The organism is Neptuniibacter caesariensis, assembly GCF_000153345.1.
Taxonomy (GTDB): domain Bacteria; phylum Pseudomonadota; class Gammaproteobacteria; order Pseudomonadales; family Balneatricaceae; genus Neptuniibacter; species Neptuniibacter caesariensis.
This window is the reverse complement of record NZ_CH724127.1, coordinates 39691-65852: the sequence shown is the minus strand read 5'-3', so window position 1 is coordinate 65852 and position 26162 is coordinate 39691. Positions and strand designations below refer to the sequence as shown.

The following is a 26162-nucleotide window of genomic DNA, read 5'->3' as shown; positions in this document are numbered from 1 at the left end:
GGTAATTACTAATGGCTAAAGTTTGTGTCGTAACAGGTGGTTCAGCAGGGATTGGAGAAGCCGTAGTTAAACTTCTCACATCTAAAGGGTACCGTGTTTTCAACCTTGATCTACATTCTTCTGCGACGGGCGAATATATTCATTGTGATGTGACAAGTGCAGAACATATTGCTACTGCGGTTGCTCGAGTTCTTTCAGAAGCCGGTAGGATAGATGTACTTGTCTCGAATGCGGGTATCCATTTTTCGGGCAATATCGAAACGACTTCTGAAGAAGAACTTGATCGTGTTTTATCAATCAATGTGAAAGGGGCTTACTACCTTTTACAGGCTGTTTTGCCTGTGATGCGGCAACAGTTGGCTGGGTCAATTATTCTGATGGGCTCTGATCAATCAATTATTGCGAAGCGTAATTCCTTTGCTTATAACATGAGCAAGGCCGCACTGGCGTCCATGGCTAAAACGACAGCTTTGGATTATGCTGAGTACGGTATACGGGCTAATGCAGTATGCCCAGGAACCATCGAAACCCCACTTTATCATCAGGCGATAGATCGTTATTGTGAGCGCAGTGGAAGCGATAAAGTCGAAGTGCATAAGGAAGAAGCTGCACTACAGCCTATTGGGCGATTAGGGCAACCTGATGAGGTTGCCGCTTTGGTTGCACTGCTTGCTGGAGATGACGCCAGGTTTATTACCGGCAGTCTTCAGGTTATAGATGGTGGCTATACCGCCCAATAGCTTTTACCGGCCAAACAGGATGAAAGAGTCAGTTTATGAGTAAAGTAGTCGACCCACATATTCATCTATTTAATCTCGATGCGGGGAATTATGATTGGCTAAATCCAGAACAAGCTCCTGAATGGCCAGATAAAGATAAAATCAGGCGTAGCTATCTCGAACAGGATCTTCTGCTTGGTGAGGTTGCTGAGCTTGCCGGATTCGTCCATATAGAGGCAGGTTTTGATAATGCTAATCCGGAACGCGAGATCGCCTGGCTTGAAGATCACTGTACAAAGCCTTTCCGCTCAATAGCCTATGCAGATTTGACCTCTTCTGAAGCTGAAAGTCAGCTTCAGAGGTTGGCTGAACACCCTTCCGTGGTAGGTGTTCGCTTTATTCTTGATGAGCAAGCCGAAGCTGTTTTGGCCAACCCGCAGTTTAAAGAGAACCTGGCAAAGCTTGAAAGTATGGGGCTGATCTTTGAAGCTCAGCTGCCTTTAGCAGATACAAACGCTGTGAACCTATTGTCTGATCTGATGACTACACTTCCGGATTTAAAGGTCGTTGTGAATCATACAGGTTCGCCTGTGTTCCTTACCGAAGAGTGGATGAACTCAATTACTCAGCTAGCTCACCATCCTGAATGCTATATTAAATGCTCGGGTTGGGAGATGTTTAAACGAGACTGGGAGGTTTCAGCGGTTAAGCCTTTAATTAGCTTTGCTATCCGACAGTTTGGTTTGACGAGAGTGATGCTGGCCAGTAATTTCCCTGTTTCGGAGCTTTCGCTAAGTTACGCTGATTTCTGGAAACGAAATCTAAAAGAGATGAAGTGGAAAGGTTTTGAGAAGGACATGCTTTGCTACGATAATGCGGTACGGATCTATCAAATACCCGTTGTATAAAAAAGGCTCCAGTCGGAGCCTTTTTTTATTTTTCGTTTTGCTATTACTTAACTTCGATACGCGGCGAACGCATCACCACTTCATCGTTTAACTCGATACCGATGCCTGGTTCTTCAGAAACCTGGAAGAAGCCGTCTACAGGTTGCGGGTCCTGTATGCAGAGTTCGCGGTTCCACTGTTTGATAGCATAAGTGTGATGTTCGTGGATCAGGAAGTTTGGAATAGCTGTTTCCAGATGCAAAGCCGCTGCGGTTGCCACTGGACCGCCACAAACATGCGCCTGAATGCGGACATCATAGATATCGGCATAGTCACAAACTTTTTTGGTTTCAGTAAAACCACCACATAAGCCGATATCAGGCTGCAGTACGTCAAGGCTCTGGTCTTCAAGATACGGACGAACATTCCAACGGTTATAAAGACGCTCGCCGCCTGCAATAGGGACATTAACCTTATCAGCAACGCGTTTATGCAGCTCTGAATTGAGGTAGTTAACCGGTTCTTCAAAGTACATGCAGCGCGCTTCTTCTACCAGTTCTCCGAGCTGAATGGCTGTGGAAGCTCCCGGAAGGCTATGGCATTCAAAGATAATATCGCCATCTTCTCCCATCGCGTCGCGGATCGCCATTAGACGATCACGGAACATCTTCATCTCTTTATTGGTGAAAAGCTTAGTCCGGTCGAAGAACGTCTCGCCTTTCTCGTTGTACATGATTGGATCGACTTTTACCGCATCGTATCCCTCAGCCAACGCTTTTTCAGCGGCTTTTGCATAGTCCTCTGGATCCGTAAGCGCAGCAAATTCTGCATCCCAGTCGAACTGTAGCTGGCTTGCATAGGTGCGAAGCTTATCGTTAACTTTACCGCCCAATAGTTGGTAAACGGGTAAGCCCAGAGCCTTTCCTTTGATGTCCCATAGAGCGGTATCAATCGCACTCATTGCGGCATAAATGATCGGTCCACCACCAAGTCCCCAGAAGCTACCACGTAACATCAGATTCCAAAGGTCTTCTGTCTGGAAAGGATCACGGCCGATCAGCATCTCTTCTGCAAACTCTTTGACCATGTTGGCAGCTGCACTATGTCCAAGATCGTAAGCAAGACCGGCTTCACCAACTCCGCTAATCCCCTCGTCGGTATGGATTCGAACAAATACCGGATTCCAAACGGGACGGTCAGGGCAGTGGATATCGAAAATCTCGACGCGATTAATTTTCATTTTTTAACCTTATTCTTCTCTGTTTTTTAGGTTATTCAGCAAAGCCTGGATCTAAACGATAAGCTTTGCGCAGCATAGCTGGCCATGATTTCTGACCTCCGGTGGATCCCGAGTGTACAACATTAGCCTGCTTGGAAATCCCTTCGACAATTTTCGGATCCACTTGAATCGCTTCCTGGCCAGTAGATTGAATCATCAATTGAATCTCGCAAGCTCTTTGCAGGTCATACATGCGCATAAAGGCATCGCCTACAGTTGGTCCCACCGTTAAGGCACCATGATTTGGAAGCAGTAGATGATTATTGGTGCCCAAATCTTCTTTGAGACGCGCTTTCTCTTCATGATTAACTGCCAGGCCTTCATAGCCATGATGTGCTATTGAGTTTAAAGAAAAGCATGAGTATTGCGAGAGAGGGAGTAAGCCTTCTTTCAATGTTGAGACCGCAATGGTCTCATTGGTGTGTAGGTGCAAGACACAGTGTGCATCTTTACGTACTTCATGAACAGCACTATGAATAGTAAAGCCGGCAGGGTTGATATCAAAAGGCGTCTCGTCCTGAATATTCCCCTGCAGGTCGACTTTAACCAGGTTAGAAGCGGTGACCTCATCAAAGGTTAATCCGAATGCATTGACAAGGTAGTGCTCAGTACCAGGCACCTTGGCAGAAATATGGGTATAGATAAGATCTCCCCAGCCAAAAAACTCTACCAGTCTATAACAAGCAGCCAGGTCAACGCGAACCTGCCACTCTTCAGCTGATACCTTATTTTTTAAATCGATGTGAGGTAATTCAAACATAGTATTTCCATTAGGAGCTTGTTCCCGGATAGCTGCATTATACAGTGATTTACCGGTGAATCGTTGATCTGATCTAGATTTTAAGTTCCGTTAATAAGAACTATTTACATTTGGCTTTTTATTAATGATAATTGTTCTCAAAATCAAGTAGGGAGCAATGTTATGCATAATAACTTTGATAAATCATCATTAGAGTTTCCTCTCATTACCTTGGCTGCGGCTGCTTTTTTAGGGCTTATGTTCCTGCCGATGGTCATTTAACACCTGGTCGTTTTTTAGCTGACTCAAACACGGGGTAGCTATATTTTCCATCGTTAAAGAGGGTTGTCATGAACTGACAGCCCTTTTTTATTGTCATAAGTTCTGTCTATTCTGGCGATAGTGATAAGTCATTAGTTTTACAAGCAATGTCTGAAAGATACTGAAGGTATTACGAATAAACTGGAGCAGGAGAAGCAAATGCATACCGAAAGGTTGGAATTTAATGGTCATGATGGATCAGTATTGGCGGCAAGGCTGGACCTACCTGTTGGTAAGCCGGCAGCTTTTGCTCTTTTAGCTCATTGTTTTACTTGTTCAAAAGATATCCCCGCCGCCAGAAGAATTGCTCAGAGGCTGGCGTCTTTGGGCATCGCGGTATTGCGTTTTGATTTTACCGGGCTCGGGCATTCCAAAGGGGAGTTTGCGAATACAGGGTTTAGCTCAAACGTGCAGGATCTGATTCTTGCTGCAGATGTACTTCGACAGCGCTATAGAGCTCCGCAGCTTATTATTGGCCATTCACTAGGCGGAGCTGCTGTGTTAGCAGCATCACCACATATCCCTGAGACCAAGGCGGTTGTTACCATTGGCGCACCGGCTGAGCCTGAGCATGTGCTGCATAATTTTGGTCATCATGTGGGGGCTATCTGCAGCGAAGGTCAGGCTGAGGTGACTTTAGGTGGGCGAGATTTCACCATAAAACGCCAGTTTATTGATGATATTTCCGCTGTCTCGCTCAGTGAGAGTGTGGGGCATTTGAAAAAAGCGTTGCTGGTATTGCATGCCCCCTTGGATGAGACCGTAGTGATAGAGAATGCTGCTGAACTCTTCCAGATGGCAAAACATCCCAAGAGCTTTATTACGCTGGACAATGCAGACCACCTGTTAAGTCGTGCAGAGGATGCAGAATATGCGGCTGAGCTGATCTCGACCTGGGCACAACGGTATATTGATGTGTCGTTGTTACCTAAACAGATGGACGCCCCGGAAGGCATAACCCGGGTAAGTGAAGCGGATCCAGATAGTTTTACCCAGGATATTAGTGCTGCGGGGCACCATCTGATCGCTGATGAACCCGCAGGATATGGAGGCCATTATTTAGGCCCTACCCCCTATCAATTGGTAGCGGCGGGGCTGGGAGCTTGCACATCAATGACGATCAGGATGTATGCGCGGCGCAAGCAGATAGCGCTAGAGCATGTTCAGGTCGATGTAAGTCACGATAAGATTCACGCTCAGGATTGCTCTACCTGTGAGCAGAGTATTGGTAAAGTTGATCAGTTTGTCAGAAAAATAACGCTTGTTGGTCAGCTTTCTGATGATGAGCGCCAAAAGCTGTTAGAAATTGCAGATAAATGCCCAGTGCATAAAACACTGGAGGGAAAGATTAATATCGTGACAGCGCTGGTGGGTGATTAAGCATTAAAAAAAGATTGGTATTGCTTAGGGGTCAGCGCGACCCGCTTTTTGAAATTACGCTGAAAGTGGCTCTGGTCAGAAAAGCCAAGCTGTAGTGCTGTATCAGCCAGGCTGGCTCCATCTTGTAAGAGTGCCTTGGCTTTCTTGATGCGCTGATCCAGTTGATAAGCATGGGGTGACTGACCATAGCGGTCTTTAAAACTACGGATCAGATGGTAGCGGCTTAACCCGGATTCTTCGCTAAACTCATCAAGTGACCAGTTGCTATCTAACTGGTCCATGATGAGTTCCTGAACGCGGCGAATATGAAAATTGTCTCTTTTATCTTTATCTATAGAGAGTTTGAAACCTTTCGCAAAATGGCTTTTTAAAAACTCAATCAGATAGGTTTCTGCTTGCAAAGCCGAATCTGGGGCGAGCAATGCCTGATAGAGTTTATTGAAACGCTGGAAGCTTAAAGAGTGATTATCATAGAGCTCAGGGAAAGGCAGGTAATCGATCCCCTGACATTCAAAAAGCTCTTGTTGCAGCTGACCGATCCAATCAGTATCGACAAATAGCATGCGATAAGACCATTCTCCCTGATCCGGGTTACAAGAGTGGGCGTCACCTGGATTAATGGTTACGGTTGTTCCGCTACCAATGTGATTGCGCTGGTTAAGATTACAATAATCGGCGCAACCCGTATCGATGACGCCAAAAGAAAACTCATCATGGGAGTGGGTGTGATAACAAGCGGCTGATCGGTTGGCCGATTTTATCTCAACAAAAGGTAGTGTCTGGCTTCGGGCTAAAAAGATGGTTTTGTTCTGAGCCATCATTTTACTCCTATCCGTTGATAAATATTGATACAACCGTTAAGCAGAGAAGGCCGCCCATTACTTGGTTAAAACGCTTTTGTCGCCCGGGTCTTTGTAGATAATTTTTGATCATATGCCCAGCAACCGCCCAAGTAGCGACTCCAATAAAGCATAATACAAAAGAGATCAGGCAATAAGCCAGCAGATAAAAATCAGTGCTGCTTTGGCTGAGAACAAAAACACTAACCCCGGACATGGAAACCAGCCAGGCCTTTGGGTTTAAGCTCTGACATAAGGCGCCTTCTATAAAACTGGGAGGTATAGAGCTCGATTCAGAAGAGTTGCTAGCGCTGTTTGCGGTGGCAATCTTGTAGGCCATATAGAGTAAAAATGCGCTACCCAGATAGCGTAATGTCTCTGTGAAAGCAGGGACGTTTTGTAATAACTGATGCAACCCAGTTCCGACTAGATAAACAATTAATGTATAGGAAACGGTTGCCCCCAGCACGTGTGGGATGGTGCGTAGAAAACCAAAAGTGGCTCCAGAGCTGGTGGCTATAATGTTGACCGGACCTGGGGTGATTGCGCCGACCAGGGCAAAAACAGACATTGAGAAGATTATAGTCGTCATACAGTGCTCACTACGAAAAAGAATGAGTGCACTATGACTTAGATGGCAAATGACTTTATTGAACAAAATTGCTGTGCCTTATTGAGATTAACGCTTAAACAGCAGTTTTCTTGTGCTTTAGGGGAACCATCGGTAAAATTCCGAGTCTTTTTATAGGGTATAAAAGCTATACTTCTTATAGCTAATTGTTAGTTTCTCCCTTCAAATGGTGATTTTCCTATGAGCACTTACTTCCCGACCATCGAAGATTATGTTGGCAAAACGCCGCTTGTACGTTTGCAACGTATCGGTCAGGCCAATGGCAATATTATTCTCTGTAAACTGGAAGGGAACAATCCGGCCGGATCGGTAAAAGACCGCCCTGCATTGAGTATGATCCAGCGAGCTGAGGATCGTGGGCAAATAAAGCCTGGTGATACTTTGATAGAGGCTACTTCTGGGAATACCGGGATCGCTTTGGCGATGGCAGCAGCCATTAAAGGCTACAAGATGAAACTGATCATGCCTGACAATAGCAGCGAGGAGCGTAAGGCTTCGATGACTGCTTATGGTGCTGAGCTAATTCCAGTCACTAAAGAAGAAGGTATGGAAGGTGCGCGTGATCTGGCCTTGGCGATGCAGGAGCGTGGTGAAGGGATCGTACTGGATCAATTTTCCAATATGGATAACCCAGAGGCTCACTATTGTGGAACTGGGCCTGAAATCTGGGAACAGACCCAAGGCAAAGTAACTCACTTTGTAAGTTCGATGGGGACCACAGGCACTATTATGGGCACTTCGCGCTTCCTTAAAGAGCAAAACCCGGATGTGCAGATTGTAGGCCTGCAACCTAGCGAAGGTGCTCAAATACCGGGGATTCGTCGCTGGCCACAAGAATATCTCCCTAAAATATTCGATGAGAACCGAGTGGACCGCATTTTAGATATTAATCAGGATGATGCTGAGAATACGATGCGTGCTTTGGCACAGGAAGAGGGTATTTTCTGTGGTGTTTCTTCCGGAGGGTCCGTAGCTGGAGCCTTACGCTTAGCTGAAGAGGTAGAAAATGCGGTTATCGTTTGCATTATCTGTGATCGTGGCGACCGTTACCTGTCCACAGGCGTGTTTAATCAGAACTAATTCTGGTGAATATATAGAAAAGCCCCAATGGGGCTTTTTTTGTATCTGGCCTAAAATTATCCACGGTTGTTGATGTAAGTGATTGTGTGGCATCGAAAATGCAAAGATATTCGCGCTTTGCTTCGTGAAGGAATAAAATAGTGCGCCGCAAGAGATGAGAGTTGTTCTCAGGCTACTGAGTTCTCAGGTTGAAAAATGGAGCAAAGCCCATATCTCTTGTGCATATAACAATAAGAAGAGCCGTAGTTTCGGTGAGAATTAGTTTTTGGGAGTGGTAGTCCAACATGGTTAAGGTTCGTCAGGATCAGCCTGTCCGCGAAGATGGCAGCATCGATCTGAGTATTTGGCTTGAACATCTTCAGGATTTGACTGAGGTCGAAGATATTGAAGAGGTTCGCAGAGCCTGTGAAATGGCGAAACATGCTCAAGATAATACCGATGGTACTGATGATGTCTGGGCTGAAAACTCTCACAATAGTTATAGGACAGGTCTTGAGATGGCTCAGATCCTGGCCGACCTCCACTCCGATCAGGAAACCCTGATCGCGGCAATTCTTTATCGCGGTGTACGTGAAAGAAAGATTCCTATCGAACGTGTTCGTAAACAGTTCGGAAAGTCTATCGCCCAGATGATCATGGGTGTTCTGCAAATGGCTGCTATCGGAAGTCGGAAGAACCCTAGAATTGACGATAGTGTTCTAGGCAGCGATACCACCCAGATGGACAATGTTCGTAAAATGCTGGTGGCGATGATCGATGATGTTCGTGTTGCATTGATCAAAATCGCGGAGCGAACCTGTGCTATCCGTGGGGTAAAGGACGGAAGCAGACGTAAACGTTACCTTGTTGCTCGTGAAGTTTTCGATATCTATGCGCCCCTTGCGCATCGATTAGGTATTGGGCATATCAAGTGGGAGCTTGAAGACCTTTCCTTCCGTTACCTGAAACCGAATGACTATAAGCACATTGCTCAGTTGCTTGATGAAAAGCGGCTGGACCGTCAGGAGTATATCGACCGGGTGGTACTTCGCCTTGAGAGTGAGCTTGAAGGGGTTAACATCGATGGTGATGTGAGCGGTCGTGCTAAGCATATCTACAGCATCTGGCGTAAGATGCAGCGCAAGAATATCGAGTTTAGTCAGGTTTATGATGTTCGAGCGGTGCGCATCCTGGTTCCCCATAGCCGTGATTGTTATGCCGTCTTAGGTATCGTCCATAGCTTGTGGCGAAATATTCCCCATGAATTTGATGATTATGTCGCGTCTCCGAAGCCTAACGGATATCGGTCGCTGCATACGGCTGTGTTTGGTCCTGAGGGCAAGGTACTCGAAATTCAGATTCGTACCTACGACATGCACGAAGAAGCCGAGCTCGGAGTATGTGCTCACCATCTTTATAAAGGCACTGACACTCGTTCGAAAAGTGACGCCTACGAAGACAAAATTGCCTGGTTACGTCAGGTTCTGGAATGGCATGATGATCTTGGTGAGAGCGAAGGCTTTGGTGAAATGTTGCGTGGTGATGTGGTTCAGGATCGCCTCTATATATTCACTCCTGATGGTCATGTTATCGATATGCCGAAAGGCTCGACCCCCGTTGATTTTGCTTACCGGGTTCACACCGAAATTGGTCACCGTTGCCGTGGGGCGAAGATCAATGGTCGTATCGTACCGCTGAACCGCCGTTTGCAGACGGGGGATCAGGTGGAAGTGATGACCGGGGGGGAAGAGCGTCCTCGCCGTGATTGGTTAAATAGCAACTTAGGTTTTGTTAATACCCCCCGAGCTAGAGCGAAGGTTGCACACTGGTTTAAGCTGCAAGCAAAAGAGCAGAATGCAGACGCAGGTAAAAACATTGTTCTTAAAGAGTTCCGTCGGTTGGCTATTGAGCTTGATGAGCTGGACTTTGACAGGATCAGTGAAGAGGTTAACTACAAAACCACTGAGGATATGTACGCTGCTTTAGGTGCAGGTGACTTACGCCTTTCCCAGATTATCAATGCAGCACAGCGCCAGTTAATGAGTGAGCATGAAGAGCAGCTCGATCTGGAGCTTCCTTCTACTTCACCAACTAAAGAGACCCAACCTGAAGGGGTACGCATCCGTGGTGTAGGTAACCTGCTAACGACTATGGCGAGCTGTTGTAAGCCTGTATTGGGTGACCCGATTTCTGGTTACATCACGCAGGGGCGTGGTGTCTCTGTTCACCGTGAAGACTGCATTAATATGGTGCAGCTCCAGGAGCATGAACCTGAACGCATTATTGAGGTTGATTGGGGCGAAGCCGGTGAAAGCACTTATCCAGTGGATATCTACATTGAAGCCTTTGACCGCTCAGGTCTATTGCGTGATGTGATGCTGGTAATGGCTGCCGAGGACTTGAACATTATTGCAGCTAATTCACTGTCTGATAAGAAAGAGAATATTGCTCGGTTGACGCTAACCGTTGAGATCTCTAGCCTCGACCTGTTGGGGCGAATCATGGATAAGATCAATCAGGTTCCAAATGTAATGGAAGTACATCGTCAACGTAGTGGCGTGAACCTATAAGCCGCCTTGAGGCAAGTATGCAAAAGTACACGATTGAAGACCTGCTTTACCTGATGGGACGCCTTCGGGATCCTGAATTGGGGTGCCCTTGGGATGTGAAGCAGGATTTTGCTTCAATTGTTCCTCATACGCTTGAAGAAGCTTATGAAGTGGCTGATGCGATTGCCCGAGAAGATTGGGAGCATCTGAACGATGAGCTGGGTGATCTGCTTTTCCAAGTGATCTTCTATGCACAGATGGGCTCAGAAAAAGAACGTTTTGATTTCTCTACAATTGTTTCTAATCTGGTTGAAAAGTTGGTTCGTCGCCACCCTCATGTTTTCCCTGATGGTTCATTACAATCTGACCGTTCTGAGACGCCAATTTCAGAAGAGGAGATAAAGCGTAACTGGGAAGCGATTAAGCTACAGGAGCGCAATGCGAAAGAAACCAGGGGAATCAGTCGTGTTTTGGATGATGTCCCGCGTGCGTTACCTGGGCTTTCTCGTGCAGTTAAGTTACAGAAAAGAGCTGCTCAAGTCGGGTTTGACTGGAACGAAGCTGAAGCGGTTCTGGACAAGATGGAAGAGGAATTAGCCGAGCTCCGTGAAGCTATAGCCGCAGGTGATAAAGAAGCTATCGCAGATGAAATGGGTGATATGATCTTTGCGCAGGTTAATTTGGCCCGTCATCTGGGCGTGAACCCTGAAGATGCTGTACGTGGAACGAATCAAAAGTTTGAGCGGCGTTTTAATCATGTCGAGGATAGGGTCTTGGCTTCTGGCAGGCCCTGGAATCAATTTACGCTTCAGGAGCTGGATAGCTTTTGGGATGAGGCCAAAGAGAAGGGGCTTTAAATGTCGGGAATACACTGGATTGTTATCGCGTTTGTGGTTATTGCGGGACTTGGATTTTGGAGCTGGCAGCAGAGTGCTAAACAGTTAAAAAAGCTTCAAGCGTCAGGGTTTATTATCTCAACTGACTTAAAAGGCAACCCTAAGCTTTTGCTTGATGAAGAAAATCGTCTTCTAGCGTTAGTCGGACCAACTAGCTATAGGGTCTATGAGCTTCAACAGGTTCGGAACCTTGAGTACAAATACGATAGTAATGCTCAAGTTGAGATGAACCACCGTATAGAGATTTCTCTCCAAAATACGACAACAGATCAGGAAACTGTTGTATATGAAGATGAGTGGATCGCGCAAGATAAGTTTAAATTACTACAAAGCAAATTAAGATAGTCCCTCTTTATCCTCCCTTTCTCGGGCTCAGTAAATACCCTTAATTCCTTGGTTTAAGGCGACTATAGTCGCCTGAAAATACAGTGTTTTTCTGAAAATATATCAGGTAGCATCGAAAGAAACCGATATTGTCGGATTGCGATTTACTGAGTCAGGAGGGATGTATGACCGATCTGCACGAAGCTTTACGCGATGATGTTCGAATGCTGGGGACCAGTTTGGGCGAGACCATTAAGTCTGACCTGGGTGAGGCATTTCTGAGTAAGATTGAATCCGTACGCAAACTGGCCAAAGAGGGCCGTACGGAAGAGCAACCTGAACATGAACAGCTACTTCAGGCGCTTATAGATCTGGGGGACGATGATGTACTTCCGCTAGCCCGGGCCTTTAATCAATTTCTAAATCTCGCCAATATTGCCGAAGAGCATCACCGTGTTCGCCGCCATCTAGAAGTAACCGACGTATGTACCCCTGATTCGCTTTGTACTCTGTTTGCCCAATTAAGAAAGAAGGGATTTACCCCGAAGCAGGTTGCAGACACCTTATCTGAGACCCAGATCGATTTGGTACTCACTGCTCATCCAACCGAAGTCAACCGACGCACATTGATTCAGAAATATGATGATATTGCAGATTGCCTACGGCGGCTGGATCGAGGTGACAGTGAAGCGCAGATACGGTTGGATGAGTTAATTCGGCAGATCTGGCATACCGATGAAATTCGTAAGCAAAGACCGACGCCGGTGGATGAAGCCAAGTGGGGATTTGCTGTCATTGAAAATTCTTTATGGACCGCTGTGCCGAAATTCCTTCGCCGCCTGGATGCTCAGCTGGATGAAACCTTAGGCGAGCGCCTTCCTCTAAGTTGTTCACCCATCCGTTTCGCCTCCTGGATGGGTGGGGACAGAGATGGAAACCCAAATGTAAAAGCTAAGGTCACAGAAGAGGTTTTGTTACTTTCACGCTGGATGGCGGCTGATCTGTACCTCAAAGATGTCGATGCACTGCGAGCTGAGCTTTCCATGTATCAGGCGAGTAAAGAACTACGTGATCACGTTGGGGAGGTATCCGAACCTTATCGCGCGCTGCTAGGCGAGGTGCGGGAAAAACTTCTGGCGACCAAAAACTGGGTTGCTCGCCAGTTAAATGGCCAGGTTGAGCAGGACTGCGATATCTATGTGCATGAAGAGGAGTTATTAGAACCGCTGCAACTTTGTTATCGCTCCCTGCAAGCTTGTGGAATGGGGATTATCGCTGAAAGCGCCCTGGAAGATATTATTCGTCGTATCGCCTGCTTTGGTTTGACGTTGGTTAAACTCGATATCCGTCAGAGTTCCGATCGTCATGCCCAGGTATTTGAAGAGTTATCCCAGTTCTATGGTCTTGGCTCATACAATGGCTGGACCGAGGAGGGGAGGCAGAGCTTTTTGCTCAAAGAGCTGCAGAGCAAGCGTCCTCTGCTGCCCAATGAGTGGGTGCCCTCTGAAGAAGTTCAGGAAGTTCTGGATACCTGCGAGGTGGTCGCTAAAGCTGAGAAAAGTGCATTAGGTTCTTATGTTATCTCGATGGCTAGCCACCCTTCCGATGTGCTGGCGGTAATTCTGCTGCTTCGCGAGATGGGTATCAGCCACAACATGCGTGTAGCGCCTCTGTTTGAAACCCTTAATGATCTTGAAAATGCCCGGGATTGTATCGATGCGCTGCTCAGTGTGGATTGGTACAAAGCCTACACTCAGGGTCATCAGGAAGTAATGATTGGTTACTCTGACTCTTCAAAAGATGCAGGGCAGCTGGCTGCCGCCTGGGGCCAATATAAAGCTCAGGAGGGTCTGACAGCGCTCTGTAAAGAGCATGATGTGCATCTGACCCTGTTTCATGGGCGTGGTGGTACTGTCGGTCGAGGCGGTGGTCCAAGTCACACGGCAATCCTGGCCCAGCCTCCTGGATCCGTTGATCGTAGTCTGCGTTTAACTGAACAAGGAGAGATGATTCGCTTTAAATACGGCATGCCGGATTTGGCTGTGCGAAATCTGGAGCTGTGTACGGGAGCTGTATTGGAGGCAACTCTGGATCCATCACCCGGCCCTGAAGAAGCCTGGCGTGAGCAGATGGAAAGCATTACTAAAGTCAGCCTTGCTGAGTATCGCGCTATCGTCCGCGAAGATCCCATGTTTGTACCTTACTTCCGAGCCGCAACACCTGAGCAGGAACTGGCCAAGCTTCCCTTAGGTTCGCGACCTGCTAAGCGTCGGCAAGATGGAGGGGTTGAAAGCCTGCGAGCAATTCCGTGGATATTTGCCTGGACCCAGATTCGACTTATGCTGCCTGCTTGGCTGGGTAGTGATAAAGCACTCTGTAGTGCGATGGAAGGAAGCAGTGCGGTTCTGATTAAACAGATGTACCAGCAGTGGCCGTTTTTCAGATCTACTATCGATATGCTAGAGATGGTTCTGGCAAAAAGTGATCGTAATATTTCAGCCTATTATGATGAACGGCTTGTCTCTCAGGAACTGGGGATTTTAGGCTCAAGTCTGCGTAATCGTCTGGGGGATATTGTGGATGTTATCAACCTGATTAAAGAACAGGACGGTTTGTTACAGGGTAATCCGGTGATACGTCAGTCGATCGATGTGCGTAATCCTTATATAGACCCTCTGCACTTCTTACAGGCGGAGTTATTAAACCGGGATCGAAATCAACCTGATCAGCGCTTAGAGCAGGCATTAATGGTTACAATGGCAGGTATATCGGCAGGGATGCGCAATACCGGTTAGCTTGAGAATGATTCATCTGGTACTGCAATGCAGCAATAAAGGGTTGAATTGCAGTTGCCAGATGGCGTAGTCTCCTTGGAACAAACGAAAGGTAAGACCTCTCCGATCCCCTCTTTGGTGGCATTTCAGTGGTCCAGCCACCGGACTTTAGTTGACCTATGGTAGTCCTAATGTCGAATTGTTCGGCTAAGGGGGCATGGTATCGTCCGGCATTAGCTTTTTATTTATGACAAGAATTCAGCGGTGCTGATGGAATTAAACGTCAGCAAAGCACCAATATTTTTAAAATTATAAACTTACTAAGTTAGGAGTCTCCTGTATGCGTATTATCCTTCTGGGCGCACCAGGCGCAGGTAAAGGTACTCAGGCACAGTACATTTGTGAAAAGTACAACATTCCACAGATCTCTACTGGCGATATGCTGCGTGCCGCGGTAAAAGCGGGTACCCCGCTGGGCGTAAAAGCAAAAGAAGTTATGGATGCGGGCCAGTTGGTTTCCGATGACATTATCATCGGTCTGGTAAAAGAGCGTATTGCTGAAGCAGATTGTGCAAATGGTTTCCTGTTTGATGGTTTCCCACGTACGATTCCTCAGGCAGATGCGCTGAAAGATGCAGGTGTAAAGATCGATGCGGTTGCTGAGATCGATGTAGCGGATGAAGAGATTGTTAAGCGTATGGCAGGCCGCCGTGTGCACCCAGGTTCTGGCCGTACTTACCACGTTGTATTCAATCCGCCTAAAGTTGAAGGTAAGGATGATGTGACGGGTGAAGATCTGGTTCAGCGCGCTGATGATGCTGAAGATACCGTACGTGACCGTCTGAAAGTTTACCATGACCAGACAGCTCCTCTGATTACTTACTACAAGGGCTGGGCTGAAGAAGATGCAGCTGCTGCACCTTCTTACGTTTATGTACCTGGCGTAGGTTCTGTCGAAGATATTCGCGATGCGGTATTTGCAGGTCTGGAAAACGCTTAATTTTTCCTGATCCAGGATTGAAAAAAAACCGTACCCTGCCGGGGTACGGTTTTTTTGTGCCCGAATCTCAGCTAGCGCTGGGCTTTTGACCCCAGTTTCGCGATAATTGCTCCCCTTGCCAAGAAGGAATCCTCTGAATGACTCAGCCATCCAAAACTGCCGTTGTATTAGTTAATCTGGGAACACCGGATAAAGCCGAAAAAGGTGCAGTAAGGCGTTATCTTAAGGAGTTTCTCTCTGATGATCGTGTCGTTGAGGGCAAAGGGCTACGTCGTCTGTTGTGGCTTTCTGTTTTGAACGGAATCATCCTGAATGTGCGGCCAGGCAAAGTAGCTAAAGCCTACGCCAGTATCTGGGAGGAGGACTCCCCAATGAGGATCATTCTTGATAAACAAGTCAGTGAGCTTCAGCTTGTGCTTCAGTCTCACCATGGTGAGCATTCCCCTGACGTTTTCGCAGCGATGACCTATGGCAAACCAGGCTTAACGCCGCTGCTTCATAAACTATCGGATACTGGGTATGAGAAAGTGCTTTTAATCCCTATGTATCCGCAGTACTCCGCTACGACGACTGCTCCTGTTTACGATCAGGTAGCGAAATTTCAGCTACAACAACGTCGTGTGCTTGATGTCCGTATTGTAAATTCTTATTACGATCATCCGAAATATGTGGAAGCGCTGGCGAATCAGGTCGCTAATTTCCGGGCGGAGAATGAATCTGTTGATAAGCTGATTCTTTCCTATCACGGGATACCCAAAGAGTATGCTGATAAGGGGGATCCTTATCCTTTGCAGTGTCATAAAACCTCTGAGCTTTTGGCTGAAAAGCTCGGTTTAGCCGATACTGAGTGGATGACCACTTTTCAATCGCGTTTTGGGCCTGCCGAATGGTTACAGCCTTACACAGATAAAACCCTTGAGAAGTTGCCCGAACAAGGTGTTAAAAAACTTCAAATTGCTTGCCCGGCTTTCTCAGCAGACTGTCTTGAAACACTGGAAGAGATTGCTGAAGAGAACCGTGAAGTCTTCATGGATGCTGGTGGGGAGTCTTATGACTATATTCCCGCGCTTAATGCAAATGATGGCTTTATTGAGTTATTGGCATCGTTAGTCCGTGAGCAGGCAGGTGACTGGGTAGGAGTACGTTAAATGCAGTTTGAACCTCTGTTTGGTATTCATGCCGTTAATACCGCACTGAAACGTGACGCACAACGCATTCATAAGATTTTGATTATGAAGGGGCGTCAGGATGCGAAGATGCAGCGTTTAATTGATACTGCTCTGGATCTTCGAATTCGGATCGAGCAGGTTTCTAAACGTGAGCTTGAGGAATTGGTAAAAGGAGCCGTTCATCAAGGGGTGGTGGCACTGTGTAAACCTATCCAGACTTATAATGAGCAGTATCTGGATAAACTTCTTGATCAGTTGGAAGAACCTCCATTTCTTTTAATCCTGGATGGTGTGACAGACCCACATAATTTGGGTGCCTGCTTGCGAACTGCGGATGCTGCAGGCGTTCAGGCGGTGGTTGCTCCAAAAGATAAATCAGCTCCGTTGAATGCTACTGCGGCAAAGGTTGCTTGCGGTGCGGCTGAGTCGGTGCCTTATGTTCTGGTGACTAACCTGGCGCGTACTCTTAAGTCTTTGCAAGAGCGAGGTGTATGGACAACCGGTACTGCGGGTGAAACCGATCTGGATATCTATCAGGCAAACCTGAAGGGGCCTATGGCTTTAATTATGGGAGCTGAAGGCCAGGGGATGCGACGTTTAACCAGAGAACATTGTGATCAACTGGTAAAAATACCGATGGCCGGAGAAGTTTCAAGTCTGAATGTATCCGTTGCCACAGGTATCTGTCTTTTTGAAGCGGTACGTCAGCGCGACTGATTATAGATTCCTGACCTTCACCCTATTATTGAGAATTTTTTATGCTTGCTGATATCGCTTTTCATCCCCAACTTGAAGAGAATCTAAAGAGTTCGGAGCTGTTATCAGCAACTGAGGTCCAGCAGCAGGCGATTCCTTTAGCGCTTGAGGGGGCTGATTTGTTGATCAGTTCTCCAACGGGATCGGGTAAGACGGCTGCTTATCTTATCCCTGTGATACAAGAACTGAGTGCTGGGAAATCTCCGACCAGGCAACCTAAAGCTATCGTGCTTGTCCCTGTAAGAGAGCTTGCCGAGCAGATTGCCAGTTTTTTCGACAAGCTAGCAGCGGGTCTGGATCTCAATGCTGTTGCCATTGTTGGTGGAGAGGACTTCAAAAAACAAGAGAAACAACTGGCGCGTGCTGATCTGGTTGTGGCGACCCCCGGTCGACTCATTCCTCACTTAGAAAATCGCTCCATTGAGTTGGACAGTCTGGACCTCTTGGTTTTGGATGAGGCTGATCGCATTCTGGAAACAGGCTTCAAAGAGGCACTTGATCAGATACTGACACTTTGTCCTGAAGCGCGTCAGACGCTTTTAGTTTCTGCAACTTTACCTACCTCGGTCAGGAAATTAGCTGAGCGGATCTTACAAGAGCCTGAGTGGGTCAGAGTTGGCCAAAAGCGTGAAGTTGAAGCGAATATTGAGCAAAGAATTATTCTTTCTGATGATCAGACGCTAAAGGATAAGCAACTGTGTTGGTTATTGGAAAATGAGAGTTACGATAAAGCTGTTGTGTTTTGTAATAGCAAAACCGAAGCTCGGCGTCTGGATGGTTTTATTCGCTACCATAAGTTCAAGGCGGCTTTACTGCACGGTGATGTCCAGCAAAAAGGACGCTTTGCTACTATCGAAGGGTTTCGTAAGGGCACAACAAAGATTTTGGTAACGACTGACCTTGCGGCAAGAGGTTTGGACATTGAAGGTGTTGATCTAGTCATTAATACCGAGATACCACGTAAAGGTGATCTGTATATTCACAGAATAGGGCGCACAGGTCGTGGTGGTGCATCGGGTAAAGCGGTGTCTTTAATCTCGCCTGCAGAATGGAATCTGATGTCTTCAATTGAGCGGTATTTGAAAACCCGTTTTCGCAAGTCTGAAATATCAGGGTTAATCGCTAATTATAAAGGCCCAAAAAAAGTTAAGGCGTCCGGCAAGGCAGCTGGATCAAAAAAGAAGACCGTTAAAAAGAAAACAGCTAAAACTAAAGCTGTTAAGAAAAAGAAATAAACCCGCCTAAAAATTATTATTTAGTGAGCTGGAGATGATACTTGCAGCTCACTATTTTCCTGATTTCATTCATCCTCAGCAGTCAGTCTTCCCGCTGGGCTGTATTTAGTTTCCCTTCATAAATTCCCTTACCCATTTGCATTTTAGTTAATTCTTTTACTGGGATTACATGGCTGTTTAGTGCTATGTTTTAAACGCAATTGTTCAGTCGAGCATCAGCGAAAAGCAAATTGCACAGTGCATTAACCTGGATGGGCACGCGGAGAGTCAGGGATGAGAGCGATCTTTTACGCTTGTATTCTGCCATTTTTCCTTGTTTTACAAGGGTGTAGTACATTTTTTTCTACTTACTCAGAAGTTTTGAGTACTAAAAGGCATATCAACCCAGTTAAGTATGATCCCATTGCTTACGCGAAATTCAAACAACTGTTTGTTAGTGTGGGAGAGGTTGTTTATCTGGATGGAACTCCCAGCCAGAGCCTGTCAGGTCAAAACTTAGCTTACCGCTGGTCAATTCTACAGCGTCCTGTGAACAGCTCAGCAGCATTAATTCAAACCACTCATCCAGGTAAAATGAAGCTTCTGATTGATCAGGAAGGGGATTATAAAATCCGCTTGGTTGTTAGTGATGGAGAGTTTGATAGTCGTCCTTTTGACCTTTTTTACTCTACAGATAAAAACAGTTTGGACAGGGTTCGTATCGTTGCAATTGGCGATGCAGGGACAGGAAGTCCTCAACAGAGATACGTGGGTCAGGCTATTGGTAGTGTATGTGCTGAGCAGTCCTGCGATTTCGTAATCGGTATGGGCGACAATATCTATAGTTCAGGCCCGTCCAGTGTTCAGGACCAACAGTTTGAGGATAAGTTCGAGAAAGTTTATAGAGGTTTAAGCCTGCCATTTTTTATGGTTCTAGGTAACCATGATTCCAGCGGCCTATTTGCCGGTGACGGTGGTTTTAATGCCCGGGGGCAGATAGAAGTTGAATACTCGGAACATAGCGAAATTTGGGCCATGCCTGATCGATTTTATCAGGTGGCTGCGCCACTTAAAGGCGTTGATCCTAGAAATGTTCCCAATGCGAACTCACAGCCATTAGTTGAATTGTTTGCGCTGGATTCTACCCCGCTTACAAGTGCGCCTGATCTGGTGCCACGCTACCGTATTAATCTCTATTCTAAAAACATGGGCAACTGGCTTTCTGCAGGATTACACAATAGCGCAGCTCAGTGGAAGCTTGCCTATGCTCATCACCCCTATATTTCCAACGGAAAACATGGCAATGCAGGAAATTATGATTCAGTGGGGGACTATGCGGAGAAGCTAAAAAAGTACATGCCGCAGTTAAATAAGTATCTGTTTCAAAGAGTAGCGGGCAGTTACTACCGGGACTTTTTTGACCAGCATATGTGTGGTGACCTGGATATGTACCTTGCTGGCCATGATCATAATATGCAATGGCTAGCGCCAACTGAACAATGTGGAAAAACGCATTTTGTCATTTCAGGGGCTGGGGCAAAATCTAATCGAATTAACAAAGCCGACCGCAATTTAGCATATTGGCAATGCAGCGAAACCATCGGCTTCTTTTTGCTCGATATCATTGCTGATCAAATGACGGTCAGCATTTATAAAGTGGACTCAGGGAATGGGGAGTATCAACTTGCCTATCAGGCACGTTTTAGTCAGCGAAACCCGAATGAGGTAGAGCTTCTTCAAGGAGGAATGGATCGATGCGCTTCCATCTAATCGTTTGCTTGGCCTGTACCTTGTCTGGCTGCGGTACCTTCTGGGAATTAGTGATGACTGATGAAGAGAAGAAGTTACTGCGGGATTCTGCTGAAGAAGCCGCCGCTTGCCAGCTAAGTCAGTTTTTACAGGCTCCGATGGGGCATCATTCGTTATATACCTATGAGCAAGGTAGTTGTGTTGTCGCTCCAATCTGGGATGAAAGCTGGTTTGATAAAGATCAGAAAGCCCCAAGAAAGCGCTTATACAGTGATTTATTTTGCAAAGAGCCGATTCAGTATCAACTGACTCGGTTCCATAGTTTTTGTCAGGATTATGTTTTTTCCGAACGGCTGGGTAATGATCAATCCTTACAAAGGGAAGGGGCCTGGACCCTAAACCCTTCCTCACGCTTTCGTTTACCGCTCATTCGCCAGTACGGCTTTGAACAGCCCTTTATGACCACAAGAGTCTATAAAACAGTTAACGTTTCAGACCCCCATGTTTTTGCGCCTGTCTCGACACCTCTTCAGCTTCGACGGGGAAGTGGGTTGTGTGAATTACAGATGCGCGTTTTTAAGGAAGAGCCTGAGGCGGAGGGAGGAATCCCTCTGTTATTGATTCATGGTGGGGGAGGTCATAAGCGCAGTTTCCATGTTCTTGCGATGGAAAGTCGCATCCCAGAGCTAACTGAACAGGGTTATACAGTGTATATGCCTTTCTATAGATTGATGGGTGATGGTCAAACTACAAGTGAATGCAGTCGAGCGAACTGGCATGAGCAGCGTGATGATGTAGATTCTGCGCTAAGTTGGGTAAAAGAGAATAAAAATAGATTTGGAGATCAGGGGGGGATACGGCTGATTGCTCATGGAAGTGCAGGCCTTCTGGCTAGTTGGCTATTAATCGAAAGGCCCCAAGATATTGAACGAGTTCTGTTTTATTACCCTATGTTGGATACGGCTAAGATGCGCAGCCGCATTATCGATCAAGGAGGTTATCCTGATGGTAGGGCGACTTTAGAACGAATTCTTGAAGCGCCTTTGGAAAGTGTCTCAAATGGCTCTCAGCTTCTGCATGAAACCAGTTTTTTGGAAAAAATCGTGAAGTCACAAGGCGATATTCCACCTTTGTTATTTATTCACGGCGCTAGGGACCAGCGAATTCCCTATCAGCAATCGGCCGCCGCTTGCTCAGCCTTAGGTGATATTAAGGTTGATGAAGAAACTTCTTTGTTGAATCACTGCGGAGTTCACCGTTATTACCTGTTACCCAATGCTCAATATCACCTTGATTTATGTTTACAGGGTGTTGAATGCCCTGCAGGCGATGCTACTTCACGTAATCAGGTAAGAGCAACGATCAGTGCAGCATACAGGTGGCTAGGGGAGGATAGTTGAAATGAAACTATGGTTAATTTTGGCTGTGCTCATAATTGCTGGTTGCTCAGGTAAAAATGTCCAGATGCCCATTGGCGGTTACCCTGTTAAACCTGGAGAAGTGGGGCCGGTAGCCGTTGATAATCCGATGCAGTTTCCTTTTTCGTGTACCACCTCAGAAGCAGGTTTGGGTGAGCCATTAATTGATAACTATGAACAAAAGGGATATCCAGTCTGGGATCGCTGGTTATTCTTCAATTATAAAAAGGGGTATAGCCAATATTGTGGCGCGAAGATGGAGGTCTCTTTCTATTACCGGAATGATGCAGGTGATTTTAAAAGCTTAGTAGCCCAATCAGATATACCAGGTGATGCTGAGTACTTAGAAAGAGATGGCAGGCGTTTCCCGTTTGTTGTGCGTTATGAGAGAGGTGTAATTAACCGATTTATTTACGGCATCACATCTTTAACAGAGTGGCCCATTCAGCAGGCTGGGATTGTTCCTGTATGGAATAAGCAGTTGATTATGCTTTTTAACGGGGGGATCGGTATTGGTCACCATCAGTCAGGGATTGTGTCTTTGGGGATGTTGGGTGCAGAGGCAGAAAAAAGCGATGACTTAATCAGTCTATTCAATCCAGATTTGCTTGCCAGGGGGTACCTGCTTGCGGGCTCTACGGGCATGGGAACCGACACCAGTTTCAATCTCCCTTTGCTCTTACAGACGGCTGGGATGGTAAAAAAGCAGGTTGTCGCAGAATTTGGAGAGCCCGATTTCACTTTGGGCCTTGGAGCATCGGGAGGTGCAATCCAGCAATTTTTTAGTGATCAGCATGCCCCTGAGCTACTTGATGGCGTTGTAGTTAGTCATATGTTTCCTGATCTGTTAACCCAAATGACAGGGGTTGGGGATTGCGAGTTACTGCAATATTACTTCGATAATCACAGTGATCAGTCTTCCGAAGGTTTTTGGAAAACCTGGTATCACCGGGGTTTAGTAGAAGGTTTTAATGCTATCGATGGTTATCCGAGTAAGTACAGTATAGATGGCAGCGGTGTTCCTATGATGTCGACGGCTAAGCCGGGGAGTTCTGTCTGTGTGGATGGGTGGAGGGGAATAACGCCACTCATGTTTAATCCCAAACTATTTTTACCTTTTTATGATATGCATCACGCATGGCTGAAAGGAGATGCGTCTGAGTTAAAAAGTACAAACTGGACCCACTGGGATGATGCTGTTGCTATATATGGGACAGATCAAAGTGGTTATGCACTTCGAACCTATGACAATGTTGGGGTTCAGTATGGATTAGAGGCGCTAAAGCAAGGGGCGATATCAGTGGATCAGTTTCTCGATCTTAATGCGCGTATTGGAGGATGGAAACCTTCTTCGGAAATGAGGTTTGAGCAAGCCCCTTTTTATCCTTTTGGAGCTTTGACGTTGGATCGTATTTCTCTGAGTGAGTTTATCTTTGGCAATATCAAATTACGAAGTGTTGGTTCCTTTTGGCGCGGAACTCAGAATGTATTAACACTGATGCCTGACGACAAAGTCTCTCCAAGGGTTAAACGCTGGTTTGGGAGGGATGATAAACAATCAATCTGGAGCCATCAAAACTCTACAGCTAGTCTAGATACAGCGATAGCAGAGCGCTCTTCGGCGAGTGCTACCGCTATTGAGCGTGCTAAGAAACAAGGGATGGTTTTTGGTGGGGAGTGGAATAAACCGACAATTGCAATGATGGTTTATCTGGATGACAGATTGGATATTCATGATGCTCGACAGCCGTTTGTTTTTCGCGAGCGTATGAGAAAGGCAGGTCACTCAGATGGGAGTTTTAGTATTTGGGGGTTAACGCCTTCCGGTAATCCCGAGTCTGATAAAAAACAATTAAGGGATATTGCCACTCAATCAGTCGAGACATTATCGGCCTGGTTACAGCAGGGAGAGAAACCCCCGTCCGCTATCGATCGTTGTTGGGACAAGCATTATCAACTGCTTGCTGTTGGCGAGTCGGTATGGAATGGCGTTTCGCTTAATCATAGCGATAAAGGTCTGTGTGCCAGAGAGTTTAAAATTCACGGAAGCCCGAGGGTTGCGGCCGGTGAACCATTTGCCGCAGATCTGCTGAAGTGCCCGTTAAAATCAGTTTCTTCAGCGTTGCAGGATGGAACTTATGCGACTATTCGGTTCAATGAAATGCAGAAGGTTTATCTTGAGAAAATATTCAAAGAAGGTGTCTGCGCATACAATTAAGGCTGAAATAGGGAAAGGGGAGATCATTCCCCTTATTGATCAGGTGAGCTCTGTCACGTGAGTTGCAATCATCGCTTCTTCATTGGTAGGAATAACGCGAACGATTACAGATGAATCATCCTGACTTATGACTGCAGAACCTGCATCGTTAGCTTGTTTAGCAAACTTAATTCCAAGCCAGTGACAACGCGTTAGGATTCGAGACCTTACATCAGCATCGTTTTCGCCAACACCGCCAGTGAATACTAGCTGTTGCAGACCTTCAAGCGCTGCGGATAAACGCCCAATCTCTAATGCAGCTCGATAGCAAAACATATCTATCGCTTCTTCCGCTTCGGGCTGATCACTCTGATGTAGCTCAAGCATATCCGAGCTGATTCCTGATACTCCGTACCAGCCGCTTTCCTTGTAGATAAACCTTTCCAGATCATCCGCACTCATCTGATGATGGCGTTGAAGATAAAGCATAACGCCAGGATCAATACTCCCGCAACGGCTCCCCATTGGTAGTCCATCAACGGCAGTGAAGCCCATGGACGAAGCGATGGATTGTTTGTTCTTGATAGCACACATGCTTGCACCTGCACCAAGATGACAAACGATCGTATTTAGTGAATCGCTTTGCTGCTCAGTGAGTTTACGCAGAATAAACTCATAGGATAAACCGTGGAAGCCATAGCGTTTGATGCCTTCCTCCGTGTACTTACGCGGAATAGCATAATGTTGCTCGAGCGGTGACTGTTTGGCATGAAACATCGTATCAAAACAAGCCACTTGCGGAAGGTTAGGTTCCAGAGCATGGCATGCTTCGATTAGTTTCAGGTTGAACGGCTGGTGCAGTGGCGCCAGAGGGATAAATTTACGCAGCTCGTCCATCAATTGGTCGGTAATTAGTCGAGGCGCGTTGTATTTCCCCCCGCCATGAACAACACGGTGGCCTATAGCCGAGATAGATGTTGTACTTTCCTGTTCTGAGATCCAATTCAGAACAGTTTGGAGTGAGGCCTGGTGGCGTTTCTCTTTTGAGATCGTCGAAAAATCCGGCTCGCAGTGGCTTAGCAAATTGCCATTAGAATCAAAGGCCCTAAAGCTTGCTGTATTTAGAATATTACCCAGCTTAAAGCTATAAAGTAGATTCAATCTGTCATCAACGCGCTCAAACAGCGCGCATTTAAGGCTTGAGGAACCACCATTCACTGTCAATATTGTTTGCATAACATCTACTTCATATTGGCGTGATGTACCATATGGGATGCAAGCGCGCAGGAAGCGAGCCTGGCCAGGGTTTTATCTGCACGGCTGGTCAGAATAATGGGAACCCTTGCGCCTAGCGCTATTCCTGCTGATTTTGCGTTGGCTAGATAGATAAGCTGTTTAGCTATCATGTTAGCGGCTTCTAAATCAGGGGCTAACAAAATGTCGGCATCGCCTGAAACGTCAGAAACAATGTGTTTGTCTATGGCTGCTTGCTGAGAAATAGCGTTATCGAATGCCAGAGGCCCATCTAGAAGGCCTCCTGTAATCTGTTCTCTATCCGCCATTTTACACAGGGCTGCAGCGTCAATGGTACTTTGAATATTCGGTTTTACTTTTTCAACTGCTGAAAGGATCGCGACTTTAGGTTGTTCAACGCCAAGCGCTCGGCAGAAGTCTATTGCATTCTGTGTGATGTCTTTTTTGCAATATAGGTCAGGAACAATATTAATTGCCGCGTCGGTAATGACCAGGGGCTTGTGGTAGTTGGGGACGTCAAATACAAAGACGTGGCTCAAACGGCGTTCAGTACGTATGCCTTTCGTTTTATGCACCACGGCACGCAGTAGTTCCGATGTACCCAGATGGCCTTTCATTAACGCTTCTGCGTCCCCCCGTTTGATGATCTCGCATGATAGTTCAGCCGCTGCATGGCTGTGTTCAGTATTGACCATCTCATATTGGCTAATATCGAGATTGTTCTCTTCCGCAACGGCTCTGATTTTTGTTTCTGGACCGACCAGAATGGGGACTATCAGGTTGTGTTCGGCAGCTTCGACAGCGCCAATTAAGCTGTTGCTATCTACTGGGTGAGCCACCGTTGTTGTGATTGGGCGGGCTTTCTCAGCTTGTTGGATGAAAAACTCTAACTGGTCGTGAAGCGGTGGCTTCTCCTGAATAACCATTGAAACCTCTGGATTCTTATCAAAAAGTAACATGCAACTACCCAATAAGTATGATGGATATCTTCTAAGGTAGCTTTAGTCT

Annotated in this window: 21 protein-coding genes; 15 read left to right on the top strand and 6 right to left on the bottom strand. The window is 46.4% G+C overall.

Annotated elements, in window-relative coordinates; all coding sequences use genetic code 11:
* Positions 1-11: 11 nt before the first annotated feature.
* Positions 12-740: an SDR family NAD(P)-dependent oxidoreductase gene (locus tag MED92_RS14120; protein ID WP_007022243.1), complete on the top strand. Its 729-nt coding sequence runs from the start codon at positions 12-14 to the stop codon at positions 738-740.
* Positions 741-775: 35 nt separating this feature from the next.
* Positions 776-1627 carry an amidohydrolase family protein gene (locus tag MED92_RS14115; protein WP_007022242.1) on the top strand — a complete coding sequence of 284 codons (852 nt, stop codon included), beginning with the start codon at positions 776-778 and terminating at the stop codon, positions 1625-1627.
* A gap of 43 nt (positions 1628-1670) precedes the next feature.
* On the opposite strand, the gene MED92_RS14110 is transcribed toward MED92_RS14115, so the two are convergent.
* Positions 1671-2846, bottom strand: a complete 1176-nt coding sequence (locus MED92_RS14110) for a mandelate racemase/muconate lactonizing enzyme family protein (RefSeq protein WP_007022241.1) — start codon at positions 2844-2846, stop codon at positions 1671-1673.
* A 31-nt stretch (positions 2847-2877) separates the two neighbouring features.
* Positions 2878-3645 carry a class II aldolase/adducin family protein gene (locus tag MED92_RS14105; protein WP_007022240.1) on the bottom strand — a complete coding sequence of 256 codons (768 nt, stop codon included), beginning with the start codon at positions 3643-3645 and terminating at the stop codon, positions 2878-2880.
* Between the two features lie 459 nt (positions 3646-4104).
* Here MED92_RS14105 and MED92_RS14100 point away from each other — a divergent pair, with 459 nt between their 5' ends.
* Entirely contained in the window at positions 4105-5325 is a 1221-nt protein-coding gene (locus tag MED92_RS14100; protein ID WP_007022238.1) for a bifunctional alpha/beta hydrolase/OsmC family protein, read from the top strand.
* On the opposite strand, the gene MED92_RS14095 is transcribed toward MED92_RS14100, so the two are convergent.
* Positions 5322-6146 (bottom strand): AraC family transcriptional regulator, encoded by an 825-nt coding sequence (locus tag MED92_RS14095; protein ID WP_238321521.1) that lies wholly within the window; start codon positions 6144-6146, stop codon positions 5322-5324. The genes MED92_RS14100 and MED92_RS14095 overlap by 4 nt on opposite strands.
* Before the next feature lie 7 nt (positions 6147-6153).
* The gene (locus tag MED92_RS14090) at positions 6154-6735 is read right to left on the bottom strand and encodes a LysE family translocator (protein ID WP_007022236.1); all 582 of its coding nucleotides are present in this window, start codon (positions 6733-6735) and stop codon (positions 6154-6156) included.
* A 240-nt stretch (positions 6736-6975) separates the two neighbouring features.
* Between MED92_RS14090 and cysM the strand changes: the two genes are divergently transcribed.
* The 12 genes from cysM (at position 6976) to MED92_RS14030 (ending at position 23921) form a co-directional block, all read left to right on the top strand.
* A complete protein-coding gene (gene cysM / locus MED92_RS14085) occupies positions 6976-7875 on the top strand; it encodes a cysteine synthase CysM (RefSeq protein WP_007022235.1) in 900 nt (299 codons plus the stop codon).
* Positions 7876-8159: 284 nt separating this feature from the next.
* Positions 8160-10424, top strand: a complete 2265-nt coding sequence (gene relA, locus MED92_RS14080; protein WP_007022234.1) for a GTP diphosphokinase — start codon at positions 8160-8162, stop codon at positions 10422-10424.
* A gap of 17 nt (positions 10425-10441) precedes the next feature.
* A complete protein-coding gene (gene mazG / locus MED92_RS14075) occupies positions 10442-11260 on the top strand; it encodes a nucleoside triphosphate pyrophosphohydrolase (protein ID WP_007022233.1) in 819 nt (272 codons plus the stop codon).
* Positions 11261-11644, top strand: a complete 384-nt coding sequence (locus tag MED92_RS14070; RefSeq protein WP_007022232.1) for a hypothetical protein — start codon at positions 11261-11263, stop codon at positions 11642-11644. It abuts the gene before it with no gap.
* Positions 11645-11808: 164 nt separating this feature from the next.
* Positions 11809-14418, top strand: a complete 2610-nt coding sequence (ppc, locus tag MED92_RS14065; RefSeq protein ID WP_007022231.1) for a phosphoenolpyruvate carboxylase — start codon at positions 11809-11811, stop codon at positions 14416-14418.
* 319 nt (positions 14419-14737) lie between these two features.
* On the top strand, positions 14738-15397 hold the full coding sequence (adk, locus tag MED92_RS14060) for an adenylate kinase (protein ID WP_007022230.1): 660 nt from the start codon (positions 14738-14740) through the stop codon (positions 15395-15397).
* Positions 15398-15534: 137 nt separating this feature from the next.
* Positions 15535-16545, top strand: coding sequence for a ferrochelatase (gene hemH / locus MED92_RS14055; protein WP_007022229.1), 1011 nt, complete (start codon positions 15535-15537; stop codon positions 16543-16545).
* Positions 16546-17283 (top strand): 23S rRNA (guanosine(2251)-2'-O)-methyltransferase RlmB, encoded by a 738-nt coding sequence (gene rlmB, locus MED92_RS14050; protein WP_007022228.1) that lies wholly within the window; start codon positions 16546-16548, stop codon positions 17281-17283.
* Between the two features lie 41 nt (positions 17284-17324).
* Complete coding sequence (locus MED92_RS14045; protein WP_007022227.1) at positions 17325-18557, top strand: DEAD/DEAH box helicase; 1233 nt, start codon at positions 17325-17327, stop codon at positions 18555-18557.
* Positions 18558-18830: 273 nt separating this feature from the next.
* Entirely contained in the window at positions 18831-20306 is a 1476-nt protein-coding gene (locus tag MED92_RS18685) for a metallophosphoesterase (RefSeq protein WP_007022226.1), read from the top strand.
* Entirely contained in the window at positions 20291-21685 is a 1395-nt protein-coding gene (locus MED92_RS14035) for an alpha/beta hydrolase family protein (RefSeq protein WP_007022225.1), read from the top strand. Before MED92_RS18685 ends, MED92_RS14035 begins: the two co-directional genes overlap by 16 nt.
* Before the next feature lies 1 nt (position 21686).
* Positions 21687-23921: a DUF6351 family protein gene (locus MED92_RS14030; RefSeq protein ID WP_007022224.1), complete on the top strand. Its 2235-nt coding sequence runs from the start codon at positions 21687-21689 to the stop codon at positions 23919-23921.
* Positions 23922-23960: 39 nt separating this feature from the next.
* Here MED92_RS14030 and MED92_RS14025 read toward each other — a convergent pair whose 3' ends face one another.
* Both MED92_RS14025 and MED92_RS14020 read right to left on the bottom strand, forming a co-directional pair.
* Positions 23961-25136, bottom strand: coding sequence for an acetate/propionate family kinase (locus MED92_RS14025; RefSeq protein WP_007022223.1), 1176 nt, complete (start codon positions 25134-25136; stop codon positions 23961-23963).
* Positions 25137-25141: 5 nt separating this feature from the next.
* Positions 25142-26113, bottom strand: a complete 972-nt coding sequence (locus MED92_RS14020; RefSeq protein WP_007022222.1) for a bifunctional enoyl-CoA hydratase/phosphate acetyltransferase — start codon at positions 26111-26113, stop codon at positions 25142-25144.
* Between the last annotated feature and the right edge of the window lie 49 nt (positions 26114-26162).

Bases quoted from the DNA above. Each gene is read 5' to 3' on its own strand.
- MED92_RS14030 (WP_007022224.1), top strand. From the start codon at position 21,687: ATGAAACTATGGTTAATTTTGGCTGTGCTCATAATTGCTGGTTGCTCA.
- MED92_RS14100 (WP_007022238.1), top strand. From the start codon at position 4,105: ATGCATACCGAAAGGTTGGAATTTAATGGTCATGATGGATCAGTATTG.
- MED92_RS14090 (WP_007022236.1), bottom strand. From the start codon at position 6,735: ATGTCTGTTTTTGCCCTGGTCGGCGCAATCACCCCAGGTCCGGTCAAC.
- MED92_RS14120 (WP_007022243.1), top strand. From the start codon at position 12: ATGGCTAAAGTTTGTGTCGTAACAGGTGGTTCAGCAGGGATTGGAGAA.
- mazG (WP_007022233.1), top strand. From the start codon at position 10,442: ATGCAAAAGTACACGATTGAAGACCTGCTTTACCTGATGGGACGCCTT.
- MED92_RS14105 (WP_007022240.1), bottom strand. From the start codon at position 3,645: ATGTTTGAATTACCTCACATCGATTTAAAAAATAAGGTATCAGCTGAA.
- MED92_RS18685 (WP_007022226.1), top strand. From the start codon at position 18,831: ATGAGAGCGATCTTTTACGCTTGTATTCTGCCATTTTTCCTTGTTTTA.
- MED92_RS14095 (WP_238321521.1), bottom strand. From the start codon at position 6,146: ATGATGGCTCAGAACAAAACCATCTTTTTAGCCCGAAGCCAGACACTA.
- MED92_RS14110 (WP_007022241.1), bottom strand. From the start codon at position 2,846: ATGAAAATTAATCGCGTCGAGATTTTCGATATCCACTGCCCTGACCGT.
- MED92_RS14045 (WP_007022227.1), top strand. From the start codon at position 17,325: ATGCTTGCTGATATCGCTTTTCATCCCCAACTTGAAGAGAATCTAAAG.
- MED92_RS14025 (WP_007022223.1), bottom strand. From the start codon at position 25,136: ATGCAAACAATATTGACAGTGAATGGTGGTTCCTCAAGCCTTAAATGC.
- adk (WP_007022230.1), top strand. From the start codon at position 14,738: ATGCGTATTATCCTTCTGGGCGCACCAGGCGCAGGTAAAGGTACTCAG.
- ppc (WP_007022231.1), top strand. From the start codon at position 11,809: ATGACCGATCTGCACGAAGCTTTACGCGATGATGTTCGAATGCTGGGG.
- MED92_RS14115 (WP_007022242.1), top strand. From the start codon at position 776: ATGAGTAAAGTAGTCGACCCACATATTCATCTATTTAATCTCGATGCG.
- rlmB (WP_007022228.1), top strand. From the start codon at position 16,546: ATGCAGTTTGAACCTCTGTTTGGTATTCATGCCGTTAATACCGCACTG.
- MED92_RS14070 (WP_007022232.1), top strand. From the start codon at position 11,261: ATGTCGGGAATACACTGGATTGTTATCGCGTTTGTGGTTATTGCGGGA.
- cysM (WP_007022235.1), top strand. From the start codon at position 6,976: ATGAGCACTTACTTCCCGACCATCGAAGATTATGTTGGCAAAACGCCG.
- relA (WP_007022234.1), top strand. From the start codon at position 8,160: ATGGTTAAGGTTCGTCAGGATCAGCCTGTCCGCGAAGATGGCAGCATC.
- hemH (WP_007022229.1), top strand. From the start codon at position 15,535: ATGACTCAGCCATCCAAAACTGCCGTTGTATTAGTTAATCTGGGAACA.
- MED92_RS14020 (WP_007022222.1), bottom strand. From the start codon at position 26,113: ATGTTACTTTTTGATAAGAATCCAGAGGTTTCAATGGTTATTCAGGAG.
- MED92_RS14035 (WP_007022225.1), top strand. From the start codon at position 20,291: ATGCGCTTCCATCTAATCGTTTGCTTGGCCTGTACCTTGTCTGGCTGC.